Genomic DNA, 21,092 nt, shown 5'->3' with positions numbered 1-21,092 from the left:
TTCAGGAAGAGTAAGGGGACCTGTCCGATGGAAAGAGAGGCAATCAGGGATATCCTGACAAAGGTTAAAAACAGGGAGCTTCACTACAGTGACGCAGCCGAACGATTGTCGGCCCCGGACTGCAAAAGTTCGGCAATTGAAGCTGCTTCAAACCGGACTCAAAAGGAAGCCGGCATTGCCGTAGTTGGATTTGCCTGTAGATTTCCGGGGGCGATGGATGCTGAAGCATATTGGAGAAATCTATGCTCCGGCAGAGATTCCGTAAGAGTAATGCCGGAAGGGCGACCCCGGCTTACCCGCTCAGAACAGAAATCCGCCCCTAAACGGGGTGGATTTCTGGACAGTGTTACAACATATGCAGCAGAGTTTTTTGGTTTTTCGGAAGAAAATCTGATGCCGCTCGATCCGCAGCAGTTATTGTCGCTTGAGGTTGCGTATGAGACGTTTGGACATGCCGGGTACGGAAATATCCGGAACGCCGAGGAACAGGTAGGCGTTTTCTGGGGGGCGCGAGGGAGTTCAATCACTGTCGGACATTTGAGCAAAGGCATGGATTACGAGATTCAAGAGTCCGATAGGAACTACATACTCGGCAGGGCACCAAACATGATCGCTGCACGGATCGCCGATTTTCTAAATTTAAGAGGGCCTGTCATCGTTTCGGACACGGCTTGCTCTTCTTCGCTTGTGAGCGTACATTTGGCTTGTCAAAGTATCCGGAACGGGGAGTGCGACATGGCTTTGGCCGGAGGCGTCGATCTTTTGATTGATCCCGACTCTTACGTTGGCTTGGAGAAGGCAAAGGCTCTGTCTCCGGAAGGCATATGCCATACCTTTGACCGCAAGGCAAACGGCTATGTCCCCGGCGAAGGCGCGGGAGCCGTATTGCTCAAGCCTTATGACCTTGCCGTACGTGACGGGGATTGCATTTATGCGGTAATTGCAGGTTCCGCCGTCAATAACGACGGCCACACGATCGGATTGACCACACCGGATCTGGAGGGGCAAAAAAACGTCATCCGCCGCGCCTTGCGGGCATCCGGCGTCCGTCCTCGTGAAATTTCATATATGGAGTCTCACGGAACAGGCACTACCATCGGCGATCCCATTGAATTTAAGGCGCTCTCAACAATATATAGGGAGGATACCGAGCGGCCGGCTTTTTGCGCGATCGGTTCCGTAAAGACGAATATCGGACATTTACACTGCGCGGCAGGGATAGCAGGGCTGCTTAAGCTTGTGCTGGCCCTGCATTACAAGGTAATACCGCCCACGCTGCACTGTGAGGAACCGAATCCGCGACTGGAATTGGAAAGTTCGCCTTTTTACGTGGCGGACCGGCAGGAGCCCTGGCCTTCTATGGATGGAGGGCGGAAAGCGGCAATCAGTTCCTTCGGTTTCGGTGGGACCAATTGTCATATGATTGTGGAGGAAGGCCCAAGGTCTTCGACTTCATACGCAACGGAATGCTTATTTTCCCGGCCGGAACTCTTCATTCTTTCCGCCCGGAAGGAATCTGAGCTAGCCCGTTTGGCATCGGAGCACAGACAATATATTGAAGCAAGACCAGAACTGCCGCTGTCCTCCATCTGCTTCACTGTCCAGCGGGGAAGAGAATGTTTCCCGCACCGGTTGGCGGTTGTAGCTTCTGACCGTGAAAAACTGCTTGGGATACTCGGATGTCCGGCAGAAGCCGGAGGCCCGATCATCGGGTTAAAAACGAAAGACCTGCGCAAGCGGAAGGTGCTGATGTTTGCCGGCCAAGGATCCTTATATCCTTCCGCCGCAGCCGGTTTGTACAAATGTTCGGAGATTTTCAGAAATGCCATTAAGGAGTGCGACAGGCACCTTGGCCGTTCGATAGGGACTTCCATCATGGATGCACTTGTTTCCCCTTCCTATGCTGCGCGTCTGCAACATACCGCGTTGTCCCAGCCGATTACCTTCGCCCTCGATTACGCACTGGCCAAGTTATGGATGACCTGGGGGTATGCGCCCTCCGCTTTAATCGGCCATAGCTTGGGAGAGTATGCCGCCGCTTGCATTGCCGGAGTCTTCTCCCTGGAAGAAGCTGCGCTGCTAGTCGCGGAAAGAGGCCGCCTTATGCAGGAGTTGCCTCCGGGAGGAAGTATGGCCGTCGTATTCGACAGTCCTGCGAATGTCTGGGATCTAATTGAAAAGCTGAGTCCCTCGGAACGTGGGTTAGTATCGATAGCGGCTGAGAACGGGGTGAAGAACACTGTTGTTTCCGGCAGCGCCAATGTCGTCCGAAAGGTGATCGAACAGTCATCCGAGTCCGGGGTCAAGTCTACCCCTTTGCAAGTATCACATGCCTTTCATTCCCATCTGATGGAGCCTGTTCTTGAATCCTATTCACGTACCTTTCGCGAATTAGGGATCGTTCCCTCACGACCTTCAATCCCCATAGTCAGCAATTTGACGGGGGATTGGCATCCGGGGAGCATGGATGAGAGCTATTGGCTCCGCCATATTATGGAACCGGTTAAGTTTGGGCCAGGCATCCACTTTCTACTGGAACGCGGACACCGTATATTTCTGGAGGCCGGTCCGGGAACTACACTGACTACGATGACCAAAGATCTCATAACGGGAGAAGACATGGCGTTTACCAAGTCTTCACTTGGCCGGGGGAGAGAGGATGCGGAGCATATTCTGGAGACAGCGGCACAGCTTTTTGTCCAGGGAGTTGACTTCAAAGAGATCACGTTCGAAACCGTGCGCAAGGTGACGGCCTTGCCGGTATATGCTTTTCCGTATCGGGATTATGGGGCCCGGCAACGCAAGTATCCACGGTCGGTGGATGGTATGGATCCGGTATGCGCCAAGACGGGCGAATCGGTCGGTTTGCAGATTTCGCCGCTGGAAAGCGGTATGCCTAAGGGTACCGAATCTGCAGATTCTTGTCTACTTGGAATGAAAGTGTCCTCCGACGATGATGAAGAGATAGTGTATGTCAAGAGACTTGACCGGACGCTTAAGCAGCTCTTCGAACATCACCGGGTAGATGAAGTCGTCGTCATGCCGGGGGTATGCTTATGGGAAGCGGCGGCGGCGGCCGCAAGGAAGGCGTTCGGCTGGCCCGCTTGCCGTTTAAGGGAGGTAAGCCACAATCGTCCTTTAATCATTGAGCCCGCTCATCAAGGAGAAGGAAGCCTTCGTATCCGTTTGATGGCATCCCGCCAAAATCGGGAAGAGGAATCAGAGGGGCAGGAAGTGCAGTTTGTTGTAGAGTTTCAGCCCGAAGGCGAAGAAAAATGGCTGGAACATTGTTCCGGAACAGTGTCGGAGCTGAACGATGAGCCCGTTCCGCGGCTTGATTTGGCTGCCTTAACAAGCAGGATCGGGCAGCCGGAAGACGGAAAATCCGCGTTTTACACGCATTTACAACAGCTCAAGCTAGAGTACGGTCCACTCCTGCAAGGTGCGGAGGCAATGGCAGTGCAGGACCGGGAAGCGCTCATAACATTGTCAGTTCCATCCGAAGGAAGTTATTCGAATGCCTTCTATCTCTACCATCCGGCTATACTGGATGGCGCGCTGCAAGGGATTTCGCTGATGCTTGACCGGACTTTCTCAGATTCGTACATGCCTTTTTACAGCGGGAGCGTCAAGTTGTTTGGGACGCTGCCCCCCCGTGCAGTTGCTTATCTTGAACTAAACATGTCTTCCGCTGGGCAAGAGATTGTGCGAACCAAGGCCCGTATCATGGACGAGGAGGGTTTTCTTCTGGTTGAAATTGATGATTTCTGTTTGAAGAAAGTGCGTTCAGGATTTTTGCGGCGGCAGGTTGGGGACGGGAAAGAGAAAGAGAAAGAGAAAGAGAAAGAGGGCGAGCTCTTCTTCAAACCGGTCTGGGTGAAGACAGAACGGAGAGAACCTGCACCCGTGCTGTATGGAACCGCTGTGGTCTTCTATCGGGAAGAAGAGGCCGAACACGTGGAACTGCTGAACTGGCTGGAACGACTCGGCATTTCTTTGCTCCGTGTTCGGGCCGGCGGATCAAGGGAAGATTACGAGGCTATACTGAATCGGCTGGAGCAAGATGAGAAGAAGTCGTTAGTTTTTATCCACCTTTGTCCGTTTACAGGCTCGAAAATATCTGCGCTGGATCAAGAACGGTTACTTTCAGCACAAGCGGCTGGAGCCCTATCGCTCCTTTCATTGGTTCAGGCTCTTTCGACCAGGCGTACGGAAGCCAGCCCGAGACTGATCGTCGTTACCGCCAACGCACAGCCGGTGCTAGGGTCGGGAGATGTCTTGGCGCCCGAAAACGCCACAGCTGCCGGAATTATCCAAAACATTTCACTGGAATTCGGCGGAATATCTTCTGGATATGTTGATTTGGACAAGAGAGAGGGAGATTTTCGGTCTATGGCCGAGGCCGTTCTTCAGGAAGCTTTCGGAGCGAGTCCGCAGCTCTTGACCGCGTACCGGTTGGGAGATCGTTATACAAGGGTTATCCTGCGCCACCCAATGCCGGCTTCTCTCAGTTCGGCACCTGTTGTCAGAGCGGGGGGCGTGTACATCATTTCGGGAGGCTTGGGAGGACTGGGGCTTGTTACCGGCTGCTGGTTAGCCTCTCAGGGGGCTGGGGCCATTGTTCTGGCTGGGAGATCTCCTTTCCCGGATGAATCAGAGTGGGAGCGCATCACTTCTTCCGTCGAACCGGGTTCGGAGCGGATACGAATGCAGATCGAAAGTATCCGGCAAATGCAAGCTAACGGAGCAAAGGTGATGATTCGGCGGACAGATGTGACGGATGTAGCCCAAGCTTCTGACTGTGTGAGGGAGACCAAGCAAGCTTTCGGGGCTGTGAACGGAGTAATCCATGCAGCAGGAGTACTTCGGGACGGCCTCTTGATCAATATGTCTCAAACCTCGTATGAACAGGTTGTTAATCCCAAAATGCTAGGTGCATGGGCTCTAGACAGGGCTACGGAAAATGAGCAACTTGACTTTTTCGTTCTATACTCTGGCCTGGTTTCCTACGTCGGAATTATCGGGCAAGGAAATCACAGCGCAGCAAACTGGTTTGAGGACAGTTATGCCCATTATCGTTCTTCCGTTCTTAACAGGCCTACGCTGACCGTGAACTGGGGAATATGGGGGGCTACAGGCGTTGTCGCCAATTCCTTCTACAGAGACAATCTAAGCAACCAAGGCTATATGCCGCTGACAACCAAGGAAGCGCTCTACTCCCTCGAGCAAGTTTTGCGTAACGGAATGGAGACGCAGATTGGAATCGGCCATATTAATGGGGCTCAAGCAGCCAGGTTGTCTAACCCGTATCCTTCCGATTCAGAAGCTCTATTGACTATTGGCTTTGAAACGATGCGCCAAACGGAATTCCTCCGATTGATAGAGCATGCCGAAGCCGTTAAAGACCGGCTTTTTCGCGAAGTCGACATGAAGCAAGAAGCGGAGTTCGGCGTTCAACTGGACAAACTGTGTGCGCTTTACTGTCTTGAATATTTCCAGGGAAATGGCGTGTTTGTACGCCCCGAACCGGGAGTGTCGCTAGAGGAAATTTTGGAGAAGTGCTCTGTCCAGACCAAGTATGTCCGGATGCTTTCTGCCATGCTCCATATGGTCAAAGAAGAAGGATTGATAGCTTCGGATGGGAACCGCTTCTGGCGGGACGGCAAGCAAGCGCAGCCGGACATCGCAGAGTTGAGAGCGAGTCTGGAGAAGAACTTTAACATTCCGGATATTTACACTTCCATTGTAAGTCACTGCATGAAGCATTATCCCGAGGTACTGCGAGGCGAAATGAACCCGATGCAGGTATTGTTCCCTCGGGGCTCGTCCGATATCCTGGCCCCTTTGTATCATATGCCCTCACCTTACAACGATCTAGCCGCCTATGTTGCGGAGGAGTGTGTGCGCATCAAAGCGGCTGGTAGAGGCACTGTAAATATTCTGGAAATCGGAGCAGGCACCGGCGGTACTACCGCCCGTATCCTGCCGCGGATTGCGAACTTGCCCGTTTCTTATACCTATACCGACATTTCGCCCGTTTTAGTGCATAAAGCAAAAACAAACTTTGCCGAGTACGAATTTGTGGATTACCGCGTGCTCAATATCGAGAAAAGCCCTGATCTGCAAGGCTTTGAAGGCAAGCGCTACGATATCGTCGTCGCTGCCAATGTACTTCACGCCACTGCCCGACTGAGGGACACGATGAATCATGTTCAAGCGCTGATGACCCCGGGCGCAATTCTTTTAATGGTAGAAACTACAAAGGTAGTGCGTTATGCAGATCTGATTTTTGGCATTACCGACGGTTGGTGGAAGTATGAAGACGAGGAGTTTCGTGAGAGCTCAGCGTTGTTGGAACCGGATGTTTGGGAAGCGGCAATGCCATCTTTGGGTTTTGAACGTGCTGTCTGTCTTCCTTTGGACCGCCGGCAATCCGTCCGGCTTCCCCTTTCGGTCATTGTCGCGCAATACGCTGGGTCTGCCGAACCTCGAGCCACAGCCGCGGCTTCCGCAGCAATTGCAATCGCGAAGCCAGACGGCGAGGTGCGGGATAACCGAAATTTCACTAAGAATTCCGGGGTGGGAGAAACGGATTTATATGAGCATGTGTTTCAATACCTGGAATTCAAAGCTTCTCAGTTATTGAACCGGCCATTTACTGCCGTCGGTCCGGATACCGGATTTATGGAGGCAGGGCTCGATTCTCTGGCTCTTGTGACGCTGACGTCGGCCATTGAAAAAGATATCGGCATTAAACTATATCCGACGCTGTTCTTTGAATATCAGACGTTTGATCAGATGTCTCTCCATTTATCGGAGAAGTATAACGAAGCCTTTACCGTGTATGTTCAACGCAATATCGCTGCGGCTCCGGATTCGTCGCCAAATCGGGAAAATCCGCAAGAAAGTGATTCTTACGAACGCGATTTTGAATCCGAAGAATCGGTTTCTTTTTCTCCGGAACGGCCTGTCAAGGATACGGACATTGCCGTTATAGGAATGGCGGGAATGTTTCCGGAAGCGAACGATATTGAGGAGTTTTGGGACAATCTAGTGTCGGGCAGAGACAGCGTTCGTGAGATCGGTCCGGAGCGATGGGATGCGAAGGTGCATTATGGTGGAACACAGCCGGCTGCGGGGAAAACCATTTCGAAGTGGGCTGGGTGGATGGAAGGTATCGCCGACTTCGATGCGGCGTTCTTTAATATCTCTCCGAAAGAAGCCAAGCGGATGGACCCCCAGCAGCGACTGTTTTTACAAGTTGCATGGTCGGCGTTTGAAAATTCCGGGTACTGCGGCCAGCGGCTTCCGTCACGTACCGGTATATTCGCCGGAGTGTCCAATCATCATTATCACCAACTAACATTTGATCCTGAAGATACCTTCAGTGCTTTGGCGACTTCCAATGCAATGGTTGCCAATCGTTTATCCTACTTTTTGAACGTAAACGGTCCCAGTCTGTCAATTGACACTCAATGCTCTTCATCACTGGTGGCTTTGAACAGCGCCATTCTCAGTCTAATTCATGGGGAGTGCGAGCTGGCGTTGGCGGGAGGCATTAATTTGGTCATCCCGGCTGAATACTACTCGATGCTCAGTCAGATCAAGGCGCTGTCTTCGGATGGAAAGTGCAGGACTTTCGACAAGCGGGCCAATGGCTTTGTATCCGGTGAAGGCGTCTGCGCAGTGGTTATTAAGCCTCTGAAAAAAGCCCTGGAAGACGGGGATCGCATTCATGCGGTGATCAAAGGGATCTCGGTCAATCACGACGGAAGATCGAGCCAGTTAGCCGCTCCTAATCCGAAAGCACAAACGGCCGTCGTGACGGAGGCATTGCGACAAGCGGGCGTCCCTTCCGATACCATATCTTACGTCGAGGCACACGGAACAGGTACGCCGCTGGGAGATCCAGTGGAGATATCCGCCTTGAAGTCAAGCTTTGAGGACTGGACTGAACGCAAAAGCTTCTGTGCAATCGGTTCGGTCAAAACAAACATTGGCCACCTGGAATCGGCCGCAGGGCTGGCCGGTGTAACCAAAGTGGTGATGGCCATGAAACACCGGCTGCTTCCTCCACATCTCCATTTTAGGGAAGCGAACCCAAATACGCTGCTAGAGGACACCCCTTTCTACATCAATGACCGTGCGGTTCCTTGGACATCGCCTTACCCGCTGCGTGCAGGGGTAAGCTCGTTCGGTATGGGAGGAGCTAATGCCCATGTTATTTTAGAGGAGGCCCCAAGGCAAACCAGGGCCGTCAGCGGAAGAGCCGTGCATGTCGCTGCTCTATCAGCCAAAAGCATGCGATCCCTTGCGATGCTGTCGAGCCGCCTTCAGGTTGCGATCATGCGAAATCCGCAGTACTCCTGCGATGATATCGCATATTCGCTAGGCACAGGAAGAGCGCACCATTTTCCATACCGCATGGCTTGCGTGTACAGCAGCAGGGAGGAACTGCTGCAATGTCTGGAGGCTATGAGCAGAGAGGAGACCAGGGGCTCTGTTTATTTCAATCACGTTCAGCCTTCTGTGAGGAAAAGCAGAATATTGTTTGTCTTTTCAGGAAAGGCTTGTGGCGCAAATGGCTTGGAACTTTGCTGCTTACCCAGATTCAACTATTACGCCAAGCCTTTCAGTGAAGCGTTAAAACTGAGTCGGCCATCCGCCTTGTTTAATCTTGCTGCGGCTTCCTCCAATTCTTTGGACGTGAAATCGCAAAGCGTTGTTAATATCGCTAGAACCGCGTTCGAATATGCTGTCGCCAGGGTGCTCATGGATTGGGGTATAACGCCTTTGGCGGTAACCGGTGCCGGGGAAGGGGATTTTACGGCCCGGATTCTGTCGGGAGATGGAGAACTTCATACGATTTTCCGTGAGTTATGTTCGGGAGAAGAACCGCACGATTTACCGTCGGAGGCAATTCAAACAATAACCGCACCTGGTTCTTTGATCAGGCTTGAAAAGGCGACCGACGATTTTGACGATGTGATTGAAATTTCGAGTGAGAACGCAGGAGGACTGAAAGAACTGTTTCTGCTGCTTGCCCATGCCTATGCTCAAGGAATATCCGTCCATTGGGATAAAATAGCCGCGGACTTTGGCGGAAATATGCTGGATTTGCCAAACTATGCCTTCGAGCGGGAGCGATTCTGGGATGAACGAGTCCCAGTTCAGCCTGCTGCTGAAGTTAAAGCGGTTCCGACCTGCCCGGACGGCTGCGAAGAGCCGGACCGATTGGAAATTCCAATCTTCGAATCGTTTTGCCACGGAAATAGACATTTTGGCAACCGAATCGTAAAGTCGGCAATCGAGACGGCGCTAGGAACGCCGGAAGGAATAATTACCGAGGCTTATATTGAGCAGTTGAAATCCTGGCAGAGCTGCGGGGCGGGTATTACAATATCCGGAAACATTATGATCGGACGGCAGGCAAGAAGCGCCGGTAGAGAGATTGTCATTTCCAGGGAACAGCCGCAGCACGAGATGTTAGAACGGGTTGTGCGAACGATGAAGGACACGGGGGCAATTGCGATTATTCAGTTGAACCATGCCGGTCCCAGGGCAAATCAGGGAGCCGAACCGAACGGATGGTCATTCGAAGCGCTTAGTGAGACGGAAATCGTGGATATCATCGAGCGTTTTACGGAATCAGCAGGGATCGCAGTGCTCGCAGGGGCCGACGGTGTTCAACTGCATGCAGCGCATGGTTATCTTTTATCCCAATCATTGTCTCCGGCTGGGAACAGGAGAACCGATCGGTGGGGAGGAAGCTTTGCGGGGCGTTTGTCGCTTCTGGCGCAAACTATTTCCGCGATTCGGACGAGAATAGGCCGCGGCCCCCTGTTGTCCGTCAAACTGGATATTCCGCGGAAGTTGGGATTAACAGCTCCGGAGAAGTATGAACTATTGCGTATTCTGGAGGACATCGGAGTCGACATGATTGAGCTCAGCACCGGCCCTGACGCCCGAAATTCCCTTAATTCAGCGGAAAGGGCTGAGCGTATCCGTGAGTTGAAGGCATTAAAAGCTTCTGTCTCTATTCCGGTGGTATTTACCGGCGGACTGCGCTCTGGCGAGGAAATCAGCGAATATTTAAAGGAGGGCGCTGCCGATCTGATTGGGTTGGCCCGGCCATTTATATGTGAACCGGATTTTCTGGAACGTTTACAGCGTGATAAAGATTATGTCTCCTTCTGCCGGAATTGCAATATGTGCCTGCTTGGGTTGACCAGAGGAAGACTAAAGTGTGTTCACCAAGGGAATCGTTCCATGTCCGGCGAGACACCGACAATTCTTTATAAACCTGTCTGGAAGGAAGAAACGATTCGGGACAAAGAGACAGAAGACCGAATTCCTTGGCTGGTATTTGATCCCCGTTATCCTTCAAACGGAGAACTTGGGGGACATACAACATTCGGGTGCAAGGACCAGAACATGGTCATAATAACTGGGGGCTCGCAGTTTACCCGACATTCCGCATACAGCTACTCTATTAATTTTGAAAATAATGAGGATTATCATCGTGCAGTGCGGGAGACGGCAAGAGATCACGGGGGTTATTTCCGGGTCGTCCATCTCGGTGGCCTGTTCTCTGAATCGACCTCAGGCGCCGATGTTGACCGAAAGTTGGAAGAGAGCGTGCTCTCCTTGCTTTCAACAGTACAGGCATTGAACAGATGCGACGAGATTCGCTTGGCAGATGTTTTAATTCCGACGACAGGTGTTCAGAACGTTTTTGGCGAGCCTGTTTATGCACCGATGAATGCTTTGATGACGGGCCTCGCGAGAGTTATTCCTTATGAGAGTTCCAAGCTCCGCTGTGTCACCTTTGATTTCGCTCCCGGTACCGTCGAAACGGCTGAAATCGAGGAGATTTGTTCGGAAGAAGCCCGTCACATGAATGAAAAGTATACAGAGGTCGCATACAGGGAGGGTACGCGCTATCTCCATAGTGTTGAGCCATACAGCGGACTAACAAGAAACAGCATGGACGGCACTTGGGTACGAAAGGGAGGCTGCTACCTTTTGACAGGCGGTTTAGGTGGTCTGGGAATGACATTTGCCGCACTATTGGCGGAGCGGGGGGCGGGACGTTTAATTTTGACCGGTCGAAGTTCTCCTCCACAAACGGAATTGTTGCGAAGAATTAAAGGATTCGGAACGGAGGTTCATTACCGCAGCGTGGATGTCTCCGACAGTCATGCCATGCAAAAGTTGCTTGAAGAGATTACTGCTTCTTTCGGAGCGCTCGACGGAGTATTCCACTGTTCGGGAATTCTGGATAGCGTTCATCGTTCGCTGTTGTCCAAGTCGAATCGCTCGTTTCGTAATGTATTATTGCCCAAGGTGCACGGTGGAATTGCCCTGTTTGAAGCTTTGAACAAAGCCGGACAGAATACCTGTTTTGTCCTGATGTGCTCGTCGATTGCTTCTGTTCACGGAAAATTTGGCGCGGGCCTCGGAGATTATGCGGCAGCCAACGCCTTTCTGGATTCTCTATCGCAAAGCGTATTAGGGAGTCATAAAGGGCCTGTTCTATCCGTTAACTGGTCTTTATGGGAGGGGGTAGGGCTTGGAGCCATACGGCCGCAATCCGACGGCATTTGTCCGTTGGACAAAGAGGAAGGAATCAGCGCGCTGGATTATCTTCTGTCTCATTCCTTGAACGGAAATATGATAGTAATGAAGCCCGAAGGCTATAAATCGTTGAAGGACGAATCCATAATAACGAAAAATGTGACAAAAATAGATCATTTATCAAAATTTGCAAGAAAAACAAATAATATAAAAGGAAACTATTATCTTGTGGAGAAATATATTATTAGTTTAATTTCAAAGTTTTTGCAATTTCCTCACGATAAAATTGACAAGCGAACGCCGTTTCAAGATTACGGCATAGACTCGGTGACTGTTACGGATATGATCGGTGCATTGGAAAGCGAATATGGTGTCTATACCCATCCGTCCATTATTTTGGATTATCCTGATACTCAGTCATTAGCACGCTATTTGATAGATGAGCTGGGAGTGGCCTCTTCGGAAGGAACATTGGCTGTAGAGGGCCCTGGCATCGTTTCTTGCAAGGACTCTCAGTCGGGGCAATACTGCGACGAAGGTCGAACGAACGCGCTGGCTTCTGACGAGGAGAGGCTGCGCAGCTTGTTGACGGATTTATATGACGGAAATCTTGAAGTTAAAGAAGCTATTGGTAGACTTGGAGGTTTCGTATGAGTGAATTTACGGAATTCATGCTGAACAAAGTTGCCGCCAGGGAAATTGCTGTCGAAACAGCCTTCGAATTGCTGAAAGCACATCAACTGGATATGGAGAGCCAGGCTGCATCAGTCGGTCGGGATCCGATTCACGAAGACATTGCCGTGATCGGCCTGTCATGCCGTTTCAGCGGAGCGGATGATCCCGGCCATTTCTGGGTCAATCTGACGGCCGGTTTGGATTCCGTAACCGAAGTCCCCAGCGAACGCTGGGACTCCGCAGCTTTCTACTCGTCCGAGAGAGGAATCCCTTTCAAAAGCTACAGTAAGTGGGGGAGTTTTCTGGATTCGATAGAAGATTTCGATCCGGAATTTTTTGGAATGAAGACATCATTCGCTAATCTTACTGACCCGCAGCAGAGACTATTTCTTATTCTCTGCTGGGAGGTTCTGGAGCATGCGGGATACGGGAGCCGTCGCTCCAGAGAGGGGCACGATATCGGAGTGTTCGCCGGAGCGAGGGGGAACGCTTATCAAGTGCTGGAGGAGATGGCCCGGCAAACTCCGGAACAGCGAAACAGGAAAGACTATATTGAATTGGCCCGGGCCGGATTGCTTGGCAAAGCCCCAAACATGATTGCTGCAGCCATATCGAATGTAATGGATTTAAGCGGGCCGTCGATAGTGCTGGATACGGCTTGCTCCTCTTCGCTGGTTAGCGTTCATATGGCCTGTCAAAGTTTGCGGAGCGGAGAATGCCAAATGGCGATCGCGGGGGGAGTCGATCTTCTGCTTACTCCGGAGACGTACATTATGTTAAGCCAAATTAACGCCATGTCACCCGAAGGGAAATGTAAGACGTTCGACACAACCGCGGATGGGTATGTCCCGGGTGAAGGAGGCGGGGCGGTATTGTTAAAGCCGCTTTCTTCCGCGCTTGCCGACGGGGATACCGTCTATGCTGTTATTAAAGGCTCAGCGGTTAACAATGACGGATATACGGTGGGTGTGACGACGCCGGATGTATCGGCCCAGAAGAAGGTAATCCGTGCGGCCCTTGAGCAAGCGGGCGTGAATCCCGAAGTGATCGGTATGATCGAGGCTCACGGAACCGGCACCTTTCTCGGTGATCCCATTGAAGTCCGCGCCTTGACGGAAGTGTACAGAGATTTCACCACAAAATCCAATTTTTGTGCCCTTGGAACGGTAAAATCGAATCTCGGGCATCTTCATTCGGCCGCTGGCATTGCAAGTTTTATCAAAACAGTGCTGTCGCTGCATCATCAGACCATACCGCCCACCCTTCATTGCCAAAGGCCCAATCCAAGATTCGGGCTTGTTACTTCACCATTTTATGTCGCTTCACGTACGGAGGAGTGGAGAAGCGAATTTCCCAGACTGGCAGCTGTCAGTTCTTTTGGCTTTGGCGGAACAAACTGTCATATGATTATCGGGGAAGCGGAGCAACCATTACCGGGGGCGGCTCCTGGACCTGAAGATACATATTTGCTCACTTTGTCGGCAAGAAACGAAGCTTCCTTGTACAAAATGATCGAAAGATACAAGGAGGTGCTGGAGCGGATTTCAGATCAGCAGTTTCCTGATTTTTGCCATACGGCGAATAACGGGCGGGAGTCATTTGAATATAGACTGGCCGTGGTTTGTGAAGGACGGAGTGACGCCATCGACAAGCTGGAGCGTGCCCGGCAGAATCCTGAGGGTGGTTTTGGAATCGATGGAAACTCTAAAATTCACATGAGGACGAGCGGTCATGGAGAAGAGACGCGAGTTGCGTTTCTGTTCCCGGGTCAAGGTGCGCAATATCCCGGTATGTGCCGCGAACTGTATCAAACCCAACGGCATTTCATGGAAGCGTTTGACGCATGCGCTGACCTGTTTGCACCTTGGCTAGGATTTAATATTACCGACCTGATTTTTAAAGGGGACGCGGACAACGGTCATAGATCTGCGTCCTTGTCGGATACCGCTATTACTCAACCGCTAGTATTTTCAATCGGTTACGCCATGGCGAAAATGTGGATGGCCGCCGGTATTACTCCGTCGGCTGTGCTCGGACACAGCGTCGGCGAATATGCGGCCGCCTGCATAGCGGGAGTGTTGAATCTCCCGGATGCGGTCAAGCTGATTGCTGAACGGGGAAGACTGATGCAATCATTGCGGGTTGATGGTGGTATGATGGTTGCTTTTGCCGGATATGAACGAATCAATCAGTTCCTGGAACACTCGAGCGGACGTTTGAAATCCGAACTGTCTATAGCAGCCATTAACAGTCCTGGTAATACCGTTCTTTCAGGTACGAAGTCCGGATTGGCGGACGCAGCGATTTTGCTTGGCGGTATGGGGATCACGTGCCGTGAGCTTTCGGTATCCCATCCGTTTCATTCTCCTCTGATGTCTCCAATGCTGGATGCTTTTGACAGGGTGTTGGACACCGTTCAGTTCCATCCTCCTGAAATCGACATTGTAAGCAATGTTACCGGAAGCTATCTTCGAGATTTCGACAAGGGTTATTGGAAGGAGCATGTTTTGCAGCCGGTACAATTCCAAAGTGGAATACACTTTCTACGGGATGACGGCTGTTCGATTCTGTTGGAGGCTGGACCGGGTACGACATTAACAACGATGGTAAAAGATATGGGTGTAGAGCTCCCTGTAGTGAGTACTCTAACCCCTTTTATGAAGGACGCGGACTCCCTGAAAAAGGCATCTGCCGAACTGTTCGTGAACGGAGCCGCACCATGCTTCCAGGAGCTGGAACGCGAAGGTTTACGTCATAAGATCTCCATTCCTCTTTACCCGTTTCAATTGAGGAAGTATTGGGCCGAGCAGCAATGGCATTTATCAGCGTCATCGGCGAAGCCGGCAGGAGTCAGCACGGAAACGCTTGACGGAATGTCAGTTTACGAATGCCAATTAGACAGCGCCGATCCATTGCTTCGGGATCACCGGGTTAACGGGGAAATAGTTTTTCCGGCAGTATGTTACTGGCAACTCGTACGGAACGCCGTACGCTTCGTCTTTGGCGATGAAGCCGGAGCGCTTCGTAATGTTGTGCATCTGTTCCCGCTAATTCTAAAGCAGGGGCAGTCTGTCAAGTGCAGAGTAGAATTGGCGTCCGGGCGGTCGTTCAGGATTCTTAGCAGGCAGGCGGACATTGATAAGGAATGGATTCTTCATACTACTGGCGAATATCGGCTAGGGATATTGACGGCCCCGGCTTCTCTTCCAATTAAACAGTCACTGGATGATTTTGCAAGAAGAGTCACTGCTCCGATTTCCGGAGGGGAAATGCTTGCGGAACTTCGCCGCAAAGGGCTGGAATACGGTGCGTTGTTTAGCGGATTGCAAACGTTGTGGCCTGGGGGGCAATCGGCTTTTGCAGAAATTGATCTTGGAGAAGCTGCGGCCGCCGCTCTTGGCCCTGAATATATCCTGCCTGCGCTGATCGACGCCGCGCTGCAGAGTATTACCGGCGTCAACTCGATCCAGCATGAAGATGGCCCATACATGCCGTTTAGTGCGGAGGAAATTCAATATTTCGCCTTGCCGGGATTTAAGGGTTATGCGATTGCAGACAATGTTGAACAGAGTGCAGGCGGGACGATAGTACGCGCAGATGTGCGTTTGCTTGATATAAACGGCAATGTGTGTGTATTTGTTCAAGGGCTTCGTGTGAAGAAGAAGGAATCGGGCACAACTGCCACGGAGAGCATGGATAAGTCAGATTGGTTCTATGCCCCTTATTGGGTCAGAACGCCTTTGTCGCCCACGGCGAACGACAACGAAGAGGTTCGGAGCGTCGTTGTCTTCTGTGATCCACAGCAAATCCAATCCGTGGGAAATAAATTGGGCGATACACCGATTATACCCGTATTCAGCGGACAGGATTTTGTAACAGACTGTAAGGATAGAGGATATTTTACGATTAATCCACGCAACCCCGATCATTACGAATTGCTGTTTCGGCAGATCCGGCAGCAGCACGGGGAAATCGCAGGAATTATCAATCTCTGGAGCTTGCTCAAAGACGGCACGGCCGGCCTTGAGCGATTGGAGAACAGCCAGTATAGCGGCTGCATAAGCATACTTCATACTGTAAAAGCCGTTCGCAATTCCTTTCGTCAGCCTCTATTTATACAGGCGGCCACCTGCTGTGCATTCGATGTGACCGGCGATGAGACAGAATTGCTGTCTGAACAGGCTACGTTACTTGGTATCCTCCGGACGATTCCTTTGGAATACGGTAATATCTTCTGTTCATTGCTTGATGTTGAGCGGGGAATGACGTTCTTTGAAATCTGGCATCGGTTGAAGGAGGAGCGGCAAAACAAGGACGGCGTCTCTGCCGTGGCTGTTCGCGGAGGAGAGAGGTATGTTCGGGAAATACAGCAGATACGGCAATCGGTCCTGCCGGCAAGCCCTATTTCCTTTAAACATAATGGCGTATATATGATCGCAGGAGGATTGGGCGGACTTGGGCTTGAAGTGGCCAAGCATATTGCGGAAAGAGCAGAGACGGTTTTGATCATGATCAACCGGTCTTATTTTCCTCCAAGAGAAAGCTGGGAAGATGCCGGGCGGTCCCATCCTGAAATCGCAGCAAAGATTAAAAAGATACTAGAAATCGAGGCTGCCGGATCACGCGTCGTAATTATGCAGGGCGATATCTGCGATCAGGACGCTATGGTTGAAATTGTTAGCCGAATTAAGCTTGATTTTGGCCAGATCAATGGGGTAATTCATTCAGCGCTTGTCCTGAAAGACAGCCTTATTCGGAATATGACCGAAGCCGACATGTGGGAGGCGATGAAGCCCAAATTGCATGGAACCTGGATTCTGGATAAGGTAACGCAAAACGAACAACTGGACTTTTTTATTCTTTTCTCTGGAATGATTACATTTTTTGCGAATGCGGGCCAAGGCAACTATATGTCGGGGAGTCTGTACAAAGACCAGTTTGCCCGTAGCCGCGCAAGAAAAGGAAACGGGAGAACGCTCGTCATTAATTGGGGCATTTGGGGCGAAGCAGGAATTGTAGCCGACCCGTTCTACACGGCGTCTCTATCTGCCAAAGGAATAAGACCGATGTTGACAGAAGAAGGAATAGCCGCTTTCGACGTTTCGATGAGATTGGGAGAGGTGCAGGTCGGCATCGCTCCGCTGGAAAAAAAAGAACTTGTCATCCAGACGAAGGCTATTTCCAATGACCCGCTTGCCGGACTTTCCGCCGAAGAAAAAGAAGAGTCTCCCATGCAGAAGGAGAATGCCGTGGAAACATCGTTAGTTTCCGAATTTCGGCTAGAGGAACGGATAAAAGCTTTGCTTGTTTCTAAAATCGCGAAGCTGCTGCTGCGCGAGGAGACGTCTTTGGATACAAAAGCAAGCTTTCTCGATATGGGGCTGGACTCTCTTGGTATTGTTTTGTTGACCGAACATTTTGAGCAGGAATTGGGCCTGAAAATATATCCAACCTTGTTTTTTGAGTACCCGACCCTTCCTGATCTGAGCAAATATCTGATACAGCATCACCGTGAAGCCTTGATCTCCTTGTTTAGCAGCAAAGCGGACAGCGAAGCCGTACTCGCCTTGGATGAATTCCGGCATTCCGGGATGTCATCCGGGAAGGAAGAAGAAGTCGAAAACATAGAAGAAACCTTGCCGCAAAGCGGTGGCATGCAACGGGATTCTGTCAAAATGAAAGGCAACAGCGGTATATTGTCCGAAGACGGACTCAGAGAATGTGATATTGCCATCATTGGCGTATCGGGAAGATTCCCAGGAGCGGATAATATCAACGATTTCTGGCACAATCTTCGCGACGGCATTGAGAGCGTTGGGGAGATTCCCGGTCGGATCTGGAATACAGAAGATTATTACGACACGAATAGACGACCCGGAAAAACCTACTGCAAGAAAGCGGGATTGGTCGAAGGTATCGACAATTTCGATCCGTTATTTTTTAATATTTCGCCTAAAGAAGCCGCCTACATGGACCCTCAGCAAAGATTGGCGCTAATGACTGCATGGGAAGCGCTGGAGGATGCAGGCTACGGAGGCGGCATCTTGGGAGGAACGACGACAGGCGTCTTCGTAGGCGTATCTAACAACAATTATTTTACAAAAGCGTTTGATCCGGACGTCAGCTGCAGCGGCTTGGGCAATTCCAATGCAATCATAGCCAACAGAATTTCTCACTTCATGAATTTCGCCGGTCCTAGTGTTTCTCTGGAAACGCAGTGTTCTTCTTCGTTGGTAGCTATTTATAACGCCTGCCTGAGTTTGCAAGCGGGAGATTGCGAGCATGCGCTTGCTGGGGGAGTCAATCTGATTGTCAAGCCGGATTACTATGTGCTCTTAAGTCAGATGGAAGCCTTGTCTCCTGACGGAAGATGCCATGCGTTTGATAAGCGGGCCAACGGATTCGTGGACGGAGAAGGCGTCGGATTCATTGTATTAAAAAAAGCGAAAGACGCACTTCGAGACCGAGATCCCATTTACGCCATTATTAAATCGGTGCATGTGAATCACGGAGCCCGTTCCGTCAGTCTCACCGCGCCGAGTGCGCGTTCCCAGGCTGATTTAATCCGTACGGCAATTCATAAAGCCGAGGTACCCGCAGATACGATTACTTATCTTGAGGCCCATGGGACGGGGACAGCGCTGGGAGACCCTATCGAAATCAACGGAATACGGGATGCTTTTGCTTCCCTGACACCCAAGCAGGGCTTCTGTGCGCTGGGGGCGGTCAAGACCAATATCGGGCATCTGGAGGCCGCAGCGGGAATCGCCGGTGTCATTAAGGTCCTCCTCGCTATGAAGCACAAGCAAATTCCCGCGAGCCTTCATTTCAACGAGCCTAACCCCTATATCCCATTTGTCGATTCGCCGATTTATATCGCGGATACAACCACAAGGTGGGAAACGGAGGGGTCCCCTAGGAGGGCGGGCGTCAGTTCGTTCGGAATGGGGGGAACCAACGCCCATGTGATTTTGGAAGAGGCACCGGAATCTACGGAACAATTGCGCCGCCCGGGGGATGAAGTTAGGAGCCTTCCCAGGGTCGTCACGTTCTCAGCGAAGACTCAAACCGCATTGGAACGCTATGTCGACCGGTTTGTCAAGTTTTTGGGCGTCCGTCAGCCAGTTCTGGAAGACATAAGTTATACCTTGAATATCGGAAGAGGACATTTTCCCTACCGCCTAGCGGTGGTGGTGGACGATACGGAAGAATTGCTGCATGCCTTGAAGAGCGTAACGTTAGGCGACGGGTCATTCGGGAGGCATAATGGGCTGCCGAAAGTATATGGGAGCTTTCCTTTTGGGGGGAAAGAGAGCATTTCCCCTGTAACGAGCGAAGATGAAGCCGGGGTTGGAATGTACTTTCCTGACTGGCGGTCATTGCAGCCGATGCTTGCCAAAGGATACGGACGGCAGTTGTATCAGAGCCTTTCTGAGTTCCGGCATGCCGTCGACGAATGCATCGCAGCGGTAAACCCGTACAGCGAAGGGGTGCAGCAATATTTCCAAAACGTGAATTTTAATCCCGCCTCTACTTCAGCCGATGAGCGGATATTGTCTTTTATCGTACAGTACAGCTTGTTCCGTGTTCTTTGTCAATGGGGTGTTTGTTTTACGCATCTGAAAGGTGATGGTACGGGAAAGGCGACGGTTGCTGCTGCTTCGGGCTCGTTGTCACCCAAGTCGGCCGCGAATGACATTGCGGCGGAACGCCACTCCATCGAGCACCCGCCGGCCATTGCGCCCGGATTGACGGAACCGGCAGCAACGATCGTTGCCGGTCCGATTAGTCAATTAACATTCGGTGAGGCGAAGCTATTCATTCCTATGGTGGATGACAAAGCGGACGAGATTCAGGGAATCATGACTGCGGTGGCCCGCCTTTATGTACTAGGCGTCTCAATAGATTGGGATCGATTCAATGAGACCTCGGACGGCGCAAGAATCAATTTGCCGACTTACGCCTTCGATATGCGCTCCTGCTGGATTTCTTCAGGGACGGAGAGGAAGTCGGAAATAGCATTAGCGATTAAGAGCACCGGACGGGAAGCGGAGGCGGAATCCTCGCCGGTCCTGACGGAGAGCGATATGATATTCCGCTGGAAGTGGCATGAACTAGGGGCTCTTAAGACGGGAGCGCTGAAATCTGGCGGGGTGTGGCTGCTGTTTGAGGACGATCGCGGAATTGCAGCGGATCTCGAACGGAAATTGGAAGCTGAAGGGCAGTACGTTATTAAAATATGCCCAGGCGATGCATTCAGTAAGACGGATTCCGGCAATTATTCGCTTGACCCAAGCAACGTAGAGCATTACCGGCATATGCTTTCATGCGCTCTTGAGGACTATGGATCAGTCCACGGCATCATCCATTTGTGGATGTGCTCCACCGAATATGGTGGCTCATATGACAAAGAGGCGCTGGAAAGGGATCTTCAACTGGGCGTTTATTCCCTTTGTTTCTTGGGACAGGCGCTCCATTCGGTCAGATTGAAGAACAGGGTCGGAATTGTTACAGTTTCAGCCGATCAAGCCCTATTCTCTTCCGGAACTGCGGAATATTTACCGCATGCGGGAGCGGTACGATCCGCAGCGTTAAGTCTCTCGGAGGAGATTCCGAACGTCTATGCCGTTACCGTCGATGTATCTTTACCGGAGATGAGCGTGGAGAATATATCTCTTGCGGTAACCTCGGAGATTAAGGCTCTGCAGCCTAGTAAGGAAGCCGTGTATCGTGGAGGAAAAAGGCATAGAAGAATATTGGTCCCTGCTGTTAAATCGGATTATGAAACAGGTCGGCGCCGATTAGTCAAGCCGGGAGGAATATATCTAATCACTGGCGGT

At 51.3% G+C, this 21,092-nt stretch carries 2 protein-coding genes (1 of these 2 cut by a window edge); both read left to right on the top strand.

Annotated features, from left to right (window positions below; genetic code table 11):
* Positions 1-27 precede the first annotated feature (27 nt).
* Entirely contained in the window at positions 28-12,231 is a 12,204-nt protein-coding gene (locus tag ACLD72_RS17970) for an SDR family oxidoreductase (protein WP_411000649.1), read from the top strand.
* Positions 12,228-21,092 carry the 5' portion of an SDR family NAD(P)-dependent oxidoreductase gene (locus ACLD72_RS17965; protein ID WP_411000651.1) on the top strand. The gene runs 1,329 nt beyond the window's last position, so only the first 8,865 of its 10,194 coding nucleotides appear in the window; the start codon lies at positions 12,228-12,230; its stop codon lies off the right edge, out of view. Before ACLD72_RS17970 ends, ACLD72_RS17965 begins: the two co-directional genes overlap by 4 nt.

Source organism: Paenibacillus lacisediminis, from assembly GCF_046567315.2.
The sequence above is the reverse complement of the archived record's forward strand: the minus strand, read 5'-3'. Positions and strand labels throughout refer to the sequence as shown.